Origin of the sequence: Prevotella melaninogenica ATCC 25845 (assembly GCF_000144405.1) — a bacterium.
GTDB classification, from domain to species: domain Bacteria; phylum Bacteroidota; class Bacteroidia; order Bacteroidales; family Bacteroidaceae; genus Prevotella; species Prevotella melaninogenica.
Map to the genome: position 1 here is coordinate 1,108,840 of NC_014371.1, position 16,851 is coordinate 1,125,690.

Consider the following 16,851-nt stretch of genomic DNA (forward strand, 5'->3'; position numbering starts at 1 on the left):
AAAATGAAGGGTTAAAGCACAAATCAAAAAGTTCAATGTTCAATGTTCAAAGTTCAAAGGATAAAAAGTTCAAAGGATAAAAAGTTCAATGTTCAAAGTTCAAAGTTCAAAGGATAAAAATTCGTAGTCGGTGTTTGAATTTTCTTTACATTATTGTTAAAGAAATGGTAGGGAAAAGGGTTAAGAACGAGTGATTTTAGTGCCTCTATAAGTCTTTTGTTTTCAAGCAGTTGCAAAGGCGAGTTTCGAAAGGTGCCTAATTGGACTTCAAAAGGGCGTTAGTAAGGGGCTTAAAGGGCACCTTTTGCAAGTCAAAAGGGCGTTAATTCGAAGGGTAAAGAGCATGTATAAAAAACGAGGCGTGACTTTATTCTTACAAAATGGATTGTTAGGACGAAAGAGGAGAACGTGTTTCACCTACCAAGAAATGGGTATTATGCAAATTCACTAAAAGTAAGTATTGTGCGATGTATATATTTTTTCTACTTTTGCAGTCGTAAATCGTAACAAATGAAAATACAAGGCTGACTTCATTTGCAGACACCTGCGACTTGATCTGAAGCCTGAGTAAACCCTTATAGATTCGTTTCCTCCGCTGTGAAGGTTGGGGGGAATTGTGTCTTTTAATTAAAAACCATTTGTAATCTAAGTATATATGAACAAATTAAAAATGAACTATGAAAGGCGTGTCAGATACTACCTGTCCGCCACTCTCTTAAGTTCTTTGTTCTTATTCCCACCCACCTACGTCCATGCTACGGCTGTACATGGGCAGGAGACAGTGGAGGATGAGGATAAAGATGTCAAAACATCTGTAACCGTTCGGGTTATTTCCGAACTGTCACAAGAGCCGCTCATCGGTGCTGTCGTACGTTGCGAAGGTGTTTCAAATCCCTCGGTGACAGACATCGACGGTAGGTGTACGATTAAACTCAAGCGTGCTGCCGACCGCTTGAAACTGACGGTTACCTACGTAGGTTATAAGACCGTGACACGTGTTGTTAGCGTTCCCGACAGCCACATGATAACCTTACAGCTGAAAGATGATTCTAAGCAATTAGATAATGTCACTGTCACGGCACAGAAACGACACACGACCGTCTTACAGCAATCCTCCGCTATCAGTCAGGAAGCATTGGAAAAAGGTGGTGCTACATCCTTGGCAAAACTCCTTGAAACCATCCCTGGCGTTAGTTCTATCAGTACTGGAAACACAATTGCAAAGCCTGTTATTCAAGGTATGCACAGTAGTCGTATTCTCTTGATGAACAATGGAGTACGATTAGAAAGCCAGAGTTGGGGTGCCGACCACGCACCAGAACTCGACTATACAGGTTCGAGCATGGTAGAAGTGGTGAAAGGTGCCGAGTGTATTCGCTATGGCTTCGGTGCAATGGGTGGTGTGGTACTCTTGAATGATGCGCCCCTACCCTACGAAAACAAGAAGATTAAGGTGAATGGAAACGTCAACATGGGTTACGATACCAATGCACGTGGCTTCAGTGGATCGGGTACTATCGAGACGGGTTATAAGCAGTTTGGTCTGCGCCTACACGGAATGTACACCAAAGGAGGCGACTATCATACAGCCGACTACGTACTGAACAATACGGGATATAACACCATCAGCTTTTCAGCCTTAGCCGGTTGGCAAGGAAAGAAGCTCACGGCAACCCTCTTCTCAAGTATCTACTATCAGCGAAGCGGAATCTATTACGCCAGTAAGATATCCGACCTATCACAGTTGATCAAGCGATTTGAATACGGACGTCCTGATCCAGAGACCGTTAAACCCTTCTCATACGAAATCAAACCGCCGTTCCAGCAGTCGCAACACGTGACGTTGAAGGGTGAACTGAAATGGGAACTTAATCCCAACCATCACCTCAATTTTACGCTATCCTTCCAAGAGAATCTCCGTCAAGAGTTCGAAAACCGAAAGAAGACACAATGGAGTTGGATTCCAGTGCAGGACTTGATGCTGAAAACCTATAAGTTCGACGTACTTTGGCAAGCGAAATGGAAACTATGGAAGATGACAACTGACGCTGGTCTTTCAAACACTTACCAAACGAACTTCAACTATCCGGGTACGAAACAGCCAGCTTTCGTTCCTAACTTTGCAGCCCTTTCGATGGGTGGTTATTTCCTTCATAAGGCAGAGTTTGGCAGGTTGCAGTGCGCACTCGGTATGCGTTACGACTTCCGTGTGTTGTCGGTTAATGGCTATAGCAGCCTCAGCAACTATACCTACTACGACGACTTCAAACTCTATAGTAACTTCACCATGAGTCTTGCCACCCACTATCAGTTCAGTGACAAGTGGGATGCACGTGCGAATATCGGTTGGTCATGGCGTCCACCAGATATCAACGAGCTCTATGCCATTGGCTTGCAAGACGGTTCCTATTGGGTAGTAGGCAACAAGAATCTTGCCAGCGAACGTGGTTATAAACTCGTGTTAGGTACGAAGTATAGGAACACATGGTTCTCTGTAGAGCCAAGTGTCTTCTTCCAGCGTATCAATAGCTATATCTACGACCACATCGGAACAGGTAAGGACCGCTTCCACAACCATCCAAGTGGTAAGTATCCGAAGTTTATCTACGACCAAGACGACGTGAAACTCTATGGTGGTGATATCGAAGCAACCGTGAAGCCACTGCAAGGACTGACCTTTGTCGGAAAGGGAGAATGGATGTTTGCACGCAACCTGACCCATAACGACTGGCTACCTTTCATGCCATCAGACCGTTACGGACTATCAGCTACCTACGACCTACCACTGACGAAGAATCATAAGTATCGTTCGTCGCTGTCGCTCTCAGGTATCTACGTGACCAAGCAGACCCGCTTTGATCCCGATAAAGACCTCGTACCCGACTCGCCTCCAGCCTATTTCCTACTGAATGGTACGGCTGAGTTCCGCATCGCGTTACCACAGAATAGAGAGTTGAAGTTTATGATTGTCGGTGATAACATCCTCAACGCACTCTATAAGGAGTACACCGACCGCTTCAGATACTACGCCCATGAGCGCGGATCAAACTTCTCTTTACGCACATTGTTTAAGTTCTAATTAGCTGAAAAAGAATATGAAACTATATAAAGACATACGCCTCATACTTGCCACGGCAGCAGTGGGACTTCTCTTCGGAAGTTGCTCTAACGACCAAGTTGACGATTTCTTCAAGAAGATTATACAAGCTCCTCCTTCCTCTATTGAGCGAGATGTGAAGGGACATGAGCAGATTTATGCGGTTCATGCCATCTTGAGAATGGGCTATAAGGGAGGAATGATAGGTGTTGGACCAGACGGAAACGACTCTATTCAAGCCTATAACACCTATCATCTCGTCAGTGGCTCGACCTCTATCCCAGTCATGCAGGAGATTGATATTGCCAAAGATGACGACGGACAGATGACGATTACGACAGAGCGCGACTGCTTTGACGTGATTGCTTCAGACGATATCTACTATGGATTGGAGCTGAAGTACTACGATCAAAACGGTATGCTCATCAACCATCAGTTCTCTGGTTATCCCTTCATGAAGGATAAAGACGGTTATAACGTTCCTGATGAAGACAACGCAACACTCCTTGTTCACCAGCACTTCTTCGGTATTGGTAACGCATCTTTGAATAAAGCAGTGGCAGATAGTAGCTCTGCAGGGCACGGACAGGAGGTGCGTGGATTGCAAATGGCATACCCACGTTCGTTGGCTTCACTACCTACTTATTATGACCGATACACCTTCAAGGAGAAAGGTGGAGCAATGGAAGCTGCCACAAAGTTCTCAACTTCTAACATCTATGTCCCTGATGGCTACACGTTGGGACAGAATTTAGTGCCGTTCGATAGTGAGTTGGCATGGAAGTCGATTGAGGTATCGGGAAAGCCAGAGGCTTTGCAGCCTTATAACTTCGGTGGAAAGACCTATCATCTCTACAAAACTATTGATCCAATGGAACTAAATAAGATTACTCCAGAGGTCTTTACCTACGAGTATCGTGACACGGATCCAGTGGAAGAAGAACTCGGAAAACTTTTTACAGAAGCCTATAACGATGACTTCACCGACCCAGACACAGAGGCACCACGCCAGCGTTATGGTCATACTGTGGGCTTACTGCATCAGAAACGCAGCTTAGACGTCGGCTCAGACATGGACCGATTGGGCTTTAAGGGTATCATGCAGTTCCACAAATCAGACATTGCTTTCCAGCTACAGGTGCGCATCTGCCACATTCTTAACAAAGGACAGCAGCACGTGGGAGAGTCGGAAAAGCCTGCGAAGTACTGCAATACGAACAATAGCGAGCATAGCTTCCTATGGGATTTCAACCAGTTACAACCGGGTTGGGATAGCTTTGATATCGACTATCCGCTGTCTGTTCGTGTGATAGCCAATACCAAGGACGGTGAAGACAAGTGTTTTGAGGATGTTAAGCGATTCTATCCTGCTGCCAACAAGGCACAGCTCTGGCGTATGCTGACACAGCCACAAGACTTCTTCACACAGTACAGACATAACGTAGTATTGATGTAAAAACGAATTGGGAAGATGAATAAGATATTCAAGAACATTCTTTTATTATCATGTGTTGCCGCAGTTTTCACTTCATGTGACAACTTTGTGTTTGGCAATGTACATGTAGATTATAATGAAAACCCCTTAGAAAGCAAGGGATTGGCACGTAGCGGTGCAGACCGTTATGTAGATAGTCTGTCGAAGGTTAAGGTCTCTGAGCAGGTGAATAACCCAGACCCAGACGGAGCTTTCAATGGTTGGGCAACCTGCTTGGCTATGTTTAAGGAGGGACACTCCCACGGTGACGGTATGATGCACGGTAACTTCGTCTATCATAACGCCCCTTGGAAGCAGGAGGAGTTTGTCATTATTCGCAACAATACGGCAAAATGGCCTACGGTTGAGGTGCAACGCCAGAGTACGGTGACGTATCTTGAACAGAGCGATGGTAAGACTGGACCCGATTACATCCGTATCATCGGTGGAAAACTGAAGCGTTGGGGACTCTGCCTCTACTTCTTCGATAAGGAAGGTAAGCTGATGAACGATGATATTCTCGACCACTCTGATGAATATCAGATATTCTTCACGGTGAGCGAGGTCGACGATAAGGGTAATCCTTACGAGGTGATGGACTGCCGTGGTACGTGGAAACCAAAGAAGAACAAGTTTGGTGACTGGAAGAAGGGCGGTACTGTCGACACGACACCGGTGCCTTCTCCACTCTTTGCGAATAAGACGACGTGGAAGGAACGTGCCGAACTGACTCCGAAGATATTTGAATATACCTATCGTGATACGTGGATTCATAACGCTATGGCTGACGGAGCACGTGAGTTGTTCAACCAACGTCTGCTCCCTCCGTTGACCCGTGAGGATGCTGACTGGGCAGTTGCACCCTACGATCAAGACCGTGTAGGACTGAAGGGGCATTTCAATTTCGACATTGATGCCGATGAAAACGATGCGTTACATCAAGAGTGGCCATTAGAGATTACACGCCGTACAGACCCTGCAACGGGTGAGGCAGGTCGTTATACACGTCCGTCTTACCTCTTGCCAAAGTTCTATCTCTCTGTAAGAGTGATGAAATGTCCGAAAGGAAAGAAGGCATTGATACCGAAGGATGAGTATCTTAATCGCCATTCAACCTATGTCTTCCGTAGTCCGTTCATCTGTTCGGAGGCTTACAACCCAGACGAACCAAAGGAGTATGGGGCAGATTCAGAATGGAAGGAGCTTTTCCGCTTTAATATCCCTATCAAAGTGTTCTGCAGTAGCTTTGATACTGACCCTACAACCATCGACCCGAACGACCCACTTTATTTCTACTTAGGTCACGAAATAGGCTTGTCATCATTAGATGCGTTGGAAGCTTCGCAGAATGTACAGACCCACGGCATTGGTGGTGGCTCTGGTTTCGGTAACTGGTTCTTGTAACATGGACAGAGGGAGAGGACAGTGTCGTCGCTAAGGAAGTATCTATACGTCTGTAACTCACAATCTATTCCTCTCGTGGCAATAGTCCCTCCCACTGCTCACAATGATATAAACATAAATAGAAGAAAACAAATGATGAAAAAGAAGATAACTGCGTACCTGCTTTTTAGCCTTATGCTTTTAGGGCTGAACAGCTGTACGCGTAATGAAATGCCTGTGAAGCAATCCACTTCTAAGACAAAGTTAGACCACTTGATTATCAAGGAAGTGTTCTATGTTGGGCATTATTGGTATCGTGATGTACGTGCGTGGGGTATGAAGAATTTGAACCAAATGTACAATGACGATCAGTATATCACCATCTTTAACCCTACGGATGAGGTGAAATATCTTGACGGATTAGCGTTGTGTGTCAATGCCATTGAACCGAGCAAAGCCATCCAGTTCGCACCGAAAGACGATTTCGTCAATCGTTATTATGGTGCATCGGGTATCTCTTACTTCCCCGGTAAGGGCAATGACTACCCTGTTAAGCCGGGTCAGACTATCATTGTTGCAAAGTATGCCATCGACCACAAGGCTAAATTTGAGGCTGAGTTAGAGGGCGAGGACCTGAGTATGTATGGCGGATTGAATGCCTTTTTAGACTTGAGCAAAGCCGATTTCGAATGGACAAACAGCAACTACGACCCCGGACAGAAGAACAATCCGAACGTTCCAGACATGAATGCAATCCTCACATCTACCGATGCCAGTGGCAATATTGGTCCTGCTTACGAATTCTCTCACATCTCTGAGAGCAACGGTATAGCCTTGATAAAACTGCCATGGACACCAGAGGAATTCAAGAAGAACTATGCCGAAACAAAGGATAGCAAGGGTTACCTGCATTATATCACCGTCACCAGTAGTGCCTTCGGCGACTTCTATGCCATCGAAATACCCTTCGAGTGTGTCATCGACTGCATCACCATCTGTCCTCGTCGTATGTTCCAGATGCGTCCAAGCAAGTTAGACAGAGGCTACAATGCCGTTACCGACGTCTCTTTCTCCAGCCTAAAACAAAGCGATTACCCCATCTCTTCTGGCCTTGCGCTGGTAAGAAAGTGGGATGGTAAGAAATACGTGGATGACAACAACACAACCGCAGACTTTGAAGTAAAAGTCGCTTCACTATCAAGACGAGATGAGAAGGGCAACGCTATAAAGTAAAGATTAAGAAATGGTTGCAAGGTATTAGAAGCGACTAAAGGTAAAAAGGTGAAAGGATAATAAGGCTGTGTCAAAGTAAGAGCAATCTATTTTGATGCAGCCTTTTGCATTGAGTATAAGAAGCAATGTCAATATCCAAACCACAAAGTTTAAGGTTCAACATCCAAAGCCTTTCTTCTTTGTAAAGATTATTCAAACATACGAAACGAAAAGGGCGTTAATTGGCTTTCTATTAACGCCCTTTTGGCTTGCAAAAGGTGCCCTTTAAGACCCTTACTAACGCCCTTCTGAAGTACAACTAAGCACCTTTCACCTTACTATTTTATAACAGTCTGATTAACTGTTAGTTACTAATCCGCTTTTTACACGTGCTTTCATCCTTTATTTTAAACCTTTTGTTCGAAAATTTGTAAGGAATTTTGATGTTGAATAACTTTGATTTTTGAGGTTTGAACATTAATCTTTGGCATTAATCATAATTGTGTTCATCTTCTCACAGAAGTTGTGGAAGTATGGCAGCTATAGATCTTTTTCTATGAGTATATGTGCGATGTGTACTGTAAGAATTTAGAGAGGCGGAATATTATCGACTAACGTAGGTGCCTTTAGTGTATAAAGGAGTATCACTTTCAGCATTCTTTCTCAGAACTTCAAGAAAACTAATAATTAAGAATAATTAATGCACAAAAATATGTTGTATAAGGTGGAAAAACTATCTTTACGCTTAATTTATTCACAGATGGATAAAGGCGGGAAAGTTATATATAGAGATTGAGGCAGTTCCAAAGCCAACTATTACTCTAATGTCAAATCAGTTTAGGTTTAAAATATAACAGTAGCATGAAGAGATTAGCATTATATTTCGTAGGTCTGGTTTGCATACTTTGTAATTGTACTGCGCAGACAGTATCATCGGCGGCAAAAGATAATACACAACAAAATAAGAATAAACAATTACAACAAAACGTCAAAGGACAGAAGTCTACACCAACTTACAGCATTATATCTGTAGAAAACACTTATAAACTTCGATGGACAGGTAAGGCTTTTACTGGTTTACACAAAGACAAAGCAAATACATGGCTTATCAAAGCAGTGGTGAAAAGCTTGGATGCCAAGTGGCTTAAGCATCCTTTTTCGATTACAACAAAAGATGTATGGCTGCTTAAAGACAGTCTACAGAAAGAAGTAGTGGCAATCGTTGCCTTGGAGTCTGCAGAGGCGGGGTGGAGTTTTCCTGTCATCAACAAGGAGTATTTCATGATAGAAGAATGTGCGGCTCCCTTGTATGCTGTTCCATATTTTATAAACGGCAGAGTCTACATTATTTGTCTTACACCTTCATTTCAAATCAAAGGAGATGAGATGTACCCCACTATTGATAGAAAAGAGCTGCAAGAAAAGGTATTGATGCCACTGATTCAGGCTTTCAAATAGCATATTTGTAGTGCATGTCAAAGATAAAATATTTCTGTAATTTTGTCCTCGACATTCATAGCGATCTTTGTTTGTAACTATTTGTATATTAAATTGCTAATCACCAAATTAATAGACATTTATAACTCGTCAGACTCACGTTAGTTAGGACCTCTTCCAAAGGTCTGCCCATTTAAAGATATCTGTCCACTCAAAACCATTTTTTTTACATCCCGTCCAGTTATCTGGCGTACAAGGACATCACTAATACATTCATATGGAGTATAAAAGCCTTTAACCAAAACCTTACGACCATTTCGTAGAAAATAGCAGACATCTTCATCAAAACCTATGGCGCCTTTCTTCTCTTTATAGAACTGAGACGAAAACTCGTAATGTCTTCCATCTACTCCTTTCACTCTAAAATGATCGCCAGCGCCTTGTACCTGTAATCCGCTACGTAAGCAGAATGCATGCAATTGTGGATAAGTGAAGAAGAGATTGTAAGCCCCAGAACCCTCTTCCTTTTCCGATAAGGTTACAAGCATATAAGGTTTCATTCCTGTATCGATAAATATACTGCCTGTATAGTCATCCCGAACTCCTAACAATTTAAGAAGTGAATCACGTTTTTCCTCAGATGGGAGATCTAACAACGGCTTAACGAGTCTCAGTTGGTTCTCAGCCCATGCCTGATATGTCCCTTTATTAACACCATTACCATAGCTGTCCATTAACTGATGAAACCTCATCACATCATTGTAAAACTGCTGACATAACTCCTGTCGATTAACGCCAAAACAGAATCGACGCTCAATATAGCAACCCTTCTTCTTACCAGATTTATCAATGACTATATCATCCGAAGGCGCTACACTCCCACCATGATTCAGATCATAACACGGTCCTTGCATATACATGCGAAGATAATATTGAACCTCCTCAGTCAGTCTCTCATCACCAAGGAACTGGTCGAAAGCATCTATCAGATGCTTTGCACGCCAGATATCATCAACCGTTCTCAGCTCTAACTTAGCTGGTTTTAGAGAGAAATCTAACTCGGAAAAGTGGGCCCAGAGACGTCGCGTGAGTGCATCGAATTTCTTCATAGGCCCGTGTTCAAACTCTTTTGCCCGACGCAGGATAACTACTTTCTCAAAGTCATCTTCGATCCCATGTTGGTTTTTCATCATCGGAAACGGATAACTGCTGATATAACTTGCCACATGAAAGGTATCTTTAGGATAGTCTGACAACGTGAATGTCCAAATTCTTATATCCTTTGACAAGCCACGATTTGTTTCATACTTATCAGAAAGTACAATACGCTGCCCTGGATAATTTTTCTCAAGATAAGCCATGACTTCCCCAGAAGAATTAAAGCTGGGGAAGCAGCTATCCAACATAAATAGCACTAAACCCACCAACACATACAAGGGAATTCTGTGTAAAACCGTCTTTGTTTTCATAATCAAATTTAATGTTATTCAATATCTGCCACTACTTATTCTGTTCTTGTCCCGATACGGAATTTACCTCCCCAATTACCGATACCAGAAGAAACATAATATTGCGTATTACCTTTCTTTAATGGTCCGAAAGCATCTTCATAAATGAAAAGAATCAAGGCAAATATTATTATCATTGCTACATTCATATTCCTACTTTATACTTTAACTTAACCATTATCTATACTCTAATCTAAATCATAATTGTACTTTACTTAAACTCCTCTTATGCTTTAACTCACGTTATATTACTCTCCCTTTCTTTTGCAAATATAACTCTTTGCATTGATATTTGCAAGAAAGTAAATGAAAAAGCAGCAAATGATTGCTCACTTGCTGCTCTATAGTAATAAGGCTTTCTGTATAACCCATCACAGTTTTCCTTGTAAGTTTCTGTTCCTATTCTTATTTCTTTGTCAGATGAACATACAACAAGTAAAAATATATGGTGTGGCTTAGGAAAACCGATGTGTCTGTTATTTAATGATTATCTTTTTGCCATTGACAATATAAACACCCTTAGGCAAAGCATTAATTTCGTCAGTGCTTGCTTTACTTAGCCGTTTTGCTCCATCTATTGTATAGACATCGACAAGTCCTGCTTTATTATTAACAGTGTTTGTAATACCAGTAGTACTACCCTCTATTAAGGAAAAATCTTCCCATTGGTATGCTTGTTTATATGCGTCAAGACTATTCTTAGGAACAATAAGTTTACATTTAGATGTATTTACGTAGAAAAAAACACCTGATTCACAGGTTGGAGGTACGACTGCCTCACTTGAAATCTGTGTTATATTGGTACATTTGTTAAATGCGAATTCTCCTATAGTCTTAACACTATTTCCGATATTTACTTTTTGCAGGTTGGTGCAATCGCTAAAAGCTTCGCTACCTATTCTCGTAACACTATTGGGAATGGTTACAGAAGTTAGAGAACTGCAACCCATGAAAGCATTGTCGCCAATTGTAGTAACACTATTTGGAATGGTTACAGAGGGTAGAGAGCTACAAATGCTGAAAGCCCAACCTCCTATTGTCGTAACACTATTGGGAATGGTTACAGAAGTTAGAGAGCCACAACCGCTGAAAGCCCAACCTCCTATTGTCGTAACACTATTGGGAATGGTTACAGAAGTTAGAGAGCCACAACCGCTGAAAGCCCAACCTCCTATTGTCGTAACACTATTGGGAATGGTTACAGAAGTTAGAGAGCTACAATTGTCGAAAGTATACTCTCTAATTGTCGTAACACTATTTGGAATGGTTACAGAAGTTATAGAGCTACAATCGCTGAAAGCCCAACCTCCTATTGTCGTAACACTATTGGGAATGTTTACAGAAGTTAGAGAGCTACAACCGTTGAAAGCATTGTCGCCAATTGTTGTAACACTATTGGGAATGGTTACAGAAGTTAGAGAACTACAATTGCTGAAAGCATATTCCTTAATTGTCGTAACACTATTGGGAATGGTTATAGAGGTTAGAGAACTGCAATCGCTAAAAGCATACTCTCCAATTCTCGTAACACTATCACCTACTATAATTCGTTTAACACCAAAGTATCTCCATGGTGCACTATTGTATGGAACTGAATAATCATACATTTTCCCTTTTCCTGTAATGGTCAAAACTCCATCATTAGTAAGGTGCCATTTTAGATTAGGTCCACAAGTACCAGACTCTTCTGCATTAGCTGATAAGCCCATGAGTAGGGCTATTAACAAGATGTAAATTTGTTTCATATTAGTACTTTTATATAAATAATACTTTTTTGATTTACGGAAAATCAAATACAAAGATAAACAAAAATTTTAGTTTATCACTCCATATTTCGGAAGAACCTGATATTTGTTAGAAAGTAAATGAAAAAGCAGCAAATGATTGCTCACTTGCTGCTCTATAGTAATAAGGTTTTCTGTATAAGCCATCACAGTTTTCCTTGTAAGTTTCTGTTCCTATTCTTATTTCTTTGTCAGACGAACATACAACAAGTAAAAATATATAGTGTGGCTTAGGAAAACCATTGTGTTCATTATTTGATGATTATCTTTTTACCATTGACAATATAAACACCCTTAGGCAAAGCATTAATTTCGTCAGTGCTTGCTTTGCTTAGCCGTTTTGTTCCATCTATTGTATAGACATCAGCAAGTCCTGAGTTATTATAAACAGTGTTTGTAATGCCAGTAGTACTCTCCTCAATTAATAAGAAATCTTTCCATTGAGGTGCTTGTTTATATGCGTCAAGACTATTCTTAGGAACAATAAGTTTACATTCAGATTTATAAATGCGGAAAAAAGCATTTGATTCACAGGTTGGTGGTACAACTGCCTCACTCGAAATCTGTGTTATATTGGTACAGTTCTCAAATGCTGATACTCCTATAGTCTTAACACTATTTCCGATATTTACTTTTTGTAGGTTGTAGCAATTTTTGAAAGTCTCCTCTTCAATTTCTGTAACACTATTTGGAATGGTTACAGAGGTTAGAGATCTACAATCTTCGAAAGCACTTGTGCCAATTTCTGTAACACTATTTGGAATGGTTACAGAAGTTAGATGGCTACATTCGTAGAAAGTATACTCACCAATTTTTGTAACACTATTTGGAATGGTTACAGAGGTTAGCGCGAGACAATAGGTGAAAGCATAGTCGCCAATTTCTGTAACACTATTTGGAATGGTTATAGAAGTTAGATTGCTACAATAGTCGAAAGTATACTTACCAATTTTTGTAACACTATTTGGAATGGTTATAGAGGTTAGAGGGATACAATGTGAGAAAGCATAATCGCCAATTGTTGTAACACTATTTGGAATGGTTACAGAGGCAAGAGATGTACAATTGTAGAAAGCATAGTCGCCAATTTTTGTAACACCATTTGGAATGGTTACAGAAGTTGGCATTCCACAATCGTAGAAAGCATAGTCGCCAATTGTTGTAACACCATCACCTATTTTAATTCTTTTAACTTTCCCATAACCCTCCCATGGTGCTCTGTTGTTGTTTGAATAATCATACATTTTCCCTTTTCCTGAAATGGTCAAAACACCTTTACCAGTAAGGGTCCATATTAGATTAGGTCCACAACTGCCAGACGTCTCGGCATTAGCTGATAAGCCCATGAGTAGGGCTATTAATAAGATGTAAATTTGTTTCATATTAGTACTTTTATATAAGTAATATTTTTGATTTATGGAAGTTCAAATGCAAAGATAAACAAAATTTGTTATAAAATGTTTTTCTATAAAAAGTTTATGCAGCATTTTGCTTCTTTTTTCAAGATAGTTATTGTTGAGAGATGGCATCTCATAAGTACCACCAGGTAGCCTCCACCTAATTCCACCTTCATTGAACCAAATAATCTTGTTTCGGTACTATGTGTTTTCTCGAAATTTATCCTCTAACAATAGAATTCTTTCCCGCAGTTGGTCAAAAGTCAATGGATTCTCGTTATAAATGAATGATTCTATCATTGCTTTGTAATCATCTCGGAACAAATTTTCTATCTCTCCAGTAGGCCAGATCTTAATATTCTCTCGCTTATCAGAGTCATAATCCACAGAACTGATATGATAGAATTTCTTGCGATGCTCTATGATACTTTTATAAAGTTCTGAGTCGTTGATAGCTGTTTCTGAATAGGTGTCCATCAATCTCTCCAAGTCATAAAGGTGACGGCTCATTCTTTCGCTTCTGGGCGACTTCTTCTGATATTCCTCATTAAGCAATAATGCCTTTTCCAAAAAAGTCCGGATAGGAAGTACCGTAGGAACAAAGCATTGGGTAGCATTATCCACTTCGTTAAAAGTATCATAAATCAGTGAAGTTAATGCTCGGTTTTCAAAAGGTTCATCCATAGACATACAGCTGATTTCGATTTTGACCTTTGGCTGAATGTATTCATTTGTTTCATCTAAGATGCTGGGATAGACAACATTCAGCACTACTGGGTCACGGTCTGTATCAATAGGAATCTCAACACCGTCTTGTATGATACTCTTTACATTCTCGACGTAGAAATCTTTAGCTCCCAATTTTGCAAGTTGCTCATTTAACTCAGGAGAAAGTCGCTCGAAAATAACCTCCCTCGATGCCTTCCGCAAGCTTTTCAGTTGATTATTATTCTCGCACTTGGCAAAAGGATATAGCTTCTGTTTTTCTTCCGTTTCAGTAAACCAACTTCTGCTAAGAGATATGTCTATATCCTCACTGAACCTTCTTAAATCAATGTTCTCCCATTTACCTTTAGAAAGACTTGTTCCGCCTTTGAAAAGCAGGAACTCCGAAAATGACGTAGAGAAAAGTGCTTTGAGGGTAATCGTTACCCACCAGTCCTTCTCTATAGCCAAGTCCTCTATATTTGTTCTCAATGCTGTATTCTGTACGATTGCGATACGCTCTTCGATTGTCTTATCTTGCCAAATGCTCATACTTTTCTATTATTGGTTTTATATACTTGCGAACCCAGACTGGCGCTGTTGCCAAATCCGTTTTTATCTGTTGCTTTTCGGTTGAGTCAGAGATTAACTTCTCAATTCTATTTGTATCAGCAGAAGTTATGTTTGATTGCCCCTTTGCCTTGAGTGCTAAAACAAGTAATGGCATTAACTTGCTGTGATACGAATATGTGCTGGGAGTTCTGTGCTTCAGTCTTATTTTCTTGTTCCCTATAGTTATAGTCCTCGGCGATCCTGTTGTTAGATAGATTGCCTTCATCGGAACCTGTGTTGACAAACCAAGGGCGTTCAAAGCATATTCTCCTGTTGGTAGAATCTCCGCATTTTCATGTTCTGCGATCAGTTTTACAATCTTCTCTGCCGAAGGATATACATTGCCATAGTTAGTTACTATCGGCTTATAGTATATGCCTTTTGCGAGGCGTTCAAGAACACCAAAACCTTTCATCGTCGATAATAACTTACTGACATATTCATTATCAAACTCAGCAAAGTCATTGACAAAGAAAACCGTTCCTGGTTCAGCTTCGTCTATCCGTTGTTTTATCTGTTCTTGAATGGTCATATTAACATATTTTAGTCGGTAACTTTTGCAAAGTTATGGAAATTATCTGTCTTTTGCAACAATACCCCCTACTTTTTTGACTGTTTGGAGGTAAATTAAATGTTGTGCGTTAACATATTTTAGTCGGTAACTTTTGCAAAGTTATGGAAAGCAATTCGCAATGAAAGAGGAATTAAAATTTCACAAGACATAGTACTGCCAACATCTAATGAGAGGTCGTGATATTATGAAAATCAACTTTGCTGTCACTTCTGTCACTTCTTGTATACTTATAATGCGTTGATTATAAGCATCTAAGGTAAAGTGTTAAAAGTGACAGGAAACGAAAATTAAACTTTATGTAGTGATAGGGGGGGTAATGGAGAAGGGACTTTTGCTACTTCTTTTGTAGGCTTGTCAGTAAGTCGGCAACCACGTAGCTGGAGCCACCAACGAAGATGAAGTCGGATTGGGCGGCATCATGAAGGGCGGCTTGGTAGGCATCAAGGACGGTTGGGAAGACCATTCCGTGTAGGTCGTATTCGTCGGCTGTTGCGGCAACCTTCTCTGCAGGGAAGGCACGATGTGTACTTGGTTGTGTCCAATAGTAAATGGCATCATCAGGGAGCATGGACATGACAGCGTGAAGGTCTTTATCATCCACCATACCAAAGACAATGCGCTTCTGCTTACATTGTTGACGTTTGATTTGTTGGGAGAGGTAAGTCCATCCACCAACGTTGTGTCCTGTATCGCAAATGACCAACGGATTAGCCTGTAGTTTCTGCCATCTACCCATTAAACCCGTCAGTTCGCAAACATTGGCAAAGCCTTTAGCAATACTCTCTGCGTTCTTGATGACACCTTTATTATACAGTTGCATGACGGCTGTTAAGACCGTGTTGGCATTCTTCTCTTGATAGCTACCACCTAATTCGCCCACAATATCGCCAAAAAAACGAGTCTGATAAGCGATACCACCATCGGGGTTAGGGCGAGAAGAAAGTATTGCAGGGATGTCTTCAGCAAAGACAATGAGTGCATCCTCTTTCTGTGCTTTTGCCTTGAAAACAATCTGCGTTTCAGGGACAGACTCACCAATAACGACGGGTACACGATGTTTGATAATACCAGCCTTCTCTGCTGCGATAGCTCCGAGCGTATTGCCGAGGAACTGGGTGTGATCGAGTGATATATTGGTGATAATCGATAAGATAGGAGTGATGATATTTGTGCAATCGAGTCTACCACCTAAGCCCACTTCAATGATAGCAATATCAACCTTCTGCTCAGCAAAGTGCTTGAAAGCTAAGGCTGTTGTGAGTTCAAAGAAAGAAGGGTGGAGTGGCTCAAAGAAGTTGCGTTCCTGTTCAACAAAGTCGATAACCTCCTGTTCAGATATCATTTTTCCATTGACTCTGATACGTTCGCGGAAGTCAACGAGGTGAGGACTGGTATAGAGTCCGACCTTATATCCTTCAGCTTGGAGGATAGCTGCCAACGTGTGGGAGCATGAACCTTTTCCGTTGGTTCCTGCAACATGAATGGAAAGGAAGTGGGTGTGTGGATGACCAAAGTGCTCGTCCAAAGCCTTTGTTGTCTCAAGTCCTTCTTTATAAGCAGATGCCCCGACGTGTTCGAAGACGGGTGTGCTGTTGAATAGATATTCTACGGTTTCTTGGTAGGTCATGGGGGGGTAGGTGTTAGGTGGTGGGGGTTGGGTGTTGATGA

At 41.2% G+C, this 16,851-nt stretch carries 12 protein-coding genes; 5 read left to right on the plus strand and 7 right to left on the minus strand.

Translation table 11 applies throughout. The features are described 5' to 3' along the window. Window positions 1-655: 655 nt before the first annotated feature. The 5 genes from HMPREF0659_RS11325 to HMPREF0659_RS11345 all read left to right on the plus strand — a co-directional run bounded on the left by HMPREF0659_RS11325 (window position 656) and on the right by HMPREF0659_RS11345 (window position 8,624). Entirely contained in the window at window positions 656-3,079 is a 2,424-nt protein-coding gene (locus HMPREF0659_RS11325; RefSeq protein ID WP_174254488.1) for a TonB-dependent receptor, read from the plus strand. A gap of 16 nt (window positions 3,080-3,095) precedes the next feature. Continuing rightward, window positions 3,096-4,553 carry a hypothetical protein gene (locus HMPREF0659_RS11330; RefSeq protein WP_013265562.1) on the plus strand — a complete coding sequence of 486 codons (1,458 nt, stop codon included), beginning with the start codon at window positions 3,096-3,098 and terminating at the stop codon, window positions 4,551-4,553. A gap of 15 nt (window positions 4,554-4,568) precedes the next feature. Further along, entirely contained in the window at window positions 4,569-5,975 is a 1,407-nt protein-coding gene (locus HMPREF0659_RS11335) for a hypothetical protein (protein WP_013265107.1), read from the plus strand. 132 nt (window positions 5,976-6,107) lie between these two features. Then, window positions 6,108-7,187, plus strand: a complete 1,080-nt coding sequence (locus HMPREF0659_RS11340) for a DUF4876 domain-containing protein (RefSeq protein WP_044046125.1) — start codon at window positions 6,108-6,110, stop codon at window positions 7,185-7,187. 840 nt (window positions 7,188-8,027) lie between these two features. Next, window positions 8,028-8,624, plus strand: coding sequence for a hypothetical protein (locus tag HMPREF0659_RS11345; RefSeq protein ID WP_013265105.1), 597 nt, complete (start codon window positions 8,028-8,030; stop codon window positions 8,622-8,624). Window positions 8,625-8,764: 140 nt separating this feature from the next. Here HMPREF0659_RS11345 and HMPREF0659_RS11350 read toward each other — a convergent pair whose 3' ends face one another. The 7 genes from HMPREF0659_RS11350 to HMPREF0659_RS11375 form a co-directional block, all read right to left on the minus strand. Beyond that, window positions 8,765-10,009 carry a hypothetical protein gene (locus HMPREF0659_RS11350; RefSeq protein WP_226893215.1) on the minus strand — a complete coding sequence of 415 codons (1,245 nt, stop codon included), beginning with the start codon at window positions 10,007-10,009 and terminating at the stop codon, window positions 8,765-8,767. Window positions 10,010-10,107: 98 nt separating this feature from the next. Next, on the minus strand, window positions 10,108-10,248 hold the full coding sequence (locus HMPREF0659_RS12675) for a hypothetical protein (protein ID WP_155812158.1): 141 nt from the start codon (window positions 10,246-10,248) through the stop codon (window positions 10,108-10,110). A gap of 339 nt (window positions 10,249-10,587) precedes the next feature. Beyond that, window positions 10,588-11,856 carry a leucine-rich repeat domain-containing protein gene (locus tag HMPREF0659_RS11355; protein WP_013265240.1) on the minus strand — a complete coding sequence of 423 codons (1,269 nt, stop codon included), beginning with the start codon at window positions 11,854-11,856 and terminating at the stop codon, window positions 10,588-10,590. 290 nt (window positions 11,857-12,146) lie between these two features. Continuing rightward, window positions 12,147-13,277 carry a leucine-rich repeat domain-containing protein gene (locus HMPREF0659_RS11360; RefSeq protein ID WP_013265353.1) on the minus strand — a complete coding sequence of 377 codons (1,131 nt, stop codon included), beginning with the start codon at window positions 13,275-13,277 and terminating at the stop codon, window positions 12,147-12,149. Between the two features lie 216 nt (window positions 13,278-13,493). Then, window positions 13,494-14,549: a nucleotidyl transferase AbiEii/AbiGii toxin family protein gene (locus tag HMPREF0659_RS11365; protein WP_013265512.1), complete on the minus strand. Its 1,056-nt coding sequence runs from the start codon at window positions 14,547-14,549 to the stop codon at window positions 13,494-13,496. Then, window positions 14,530-15,141: a DUF6088 family protein gene (locus HMPREF0659_RS11370; RefSeq protein WP_013265232.1), complete on the minus strand. Its 612-nt coding sequence runs from the start codon at window positions 15,139-15,141 to the stop codon at window positions 14,530-14,532. Before HMPREF0659_RS11370 ends, HMPREF0659_RS11365 begins: the two co-directional genes overlap by 20 nt. 376 nt (window positions 15,142-15,517) lie before the next feature. Further along, entirely contained in the window at window positions 15,518-16,810 is a 1,293-nt protein-coding gene (locus HMPREF0659_RS11375; protein WP_013265178.1) for a bifunctional folylpolyglutamate synthase/dihydrofolate synthase, read from the minus strand. Between the last annotated feature and the right edge of the window lie 41 nt (window positions 16,811-16,851).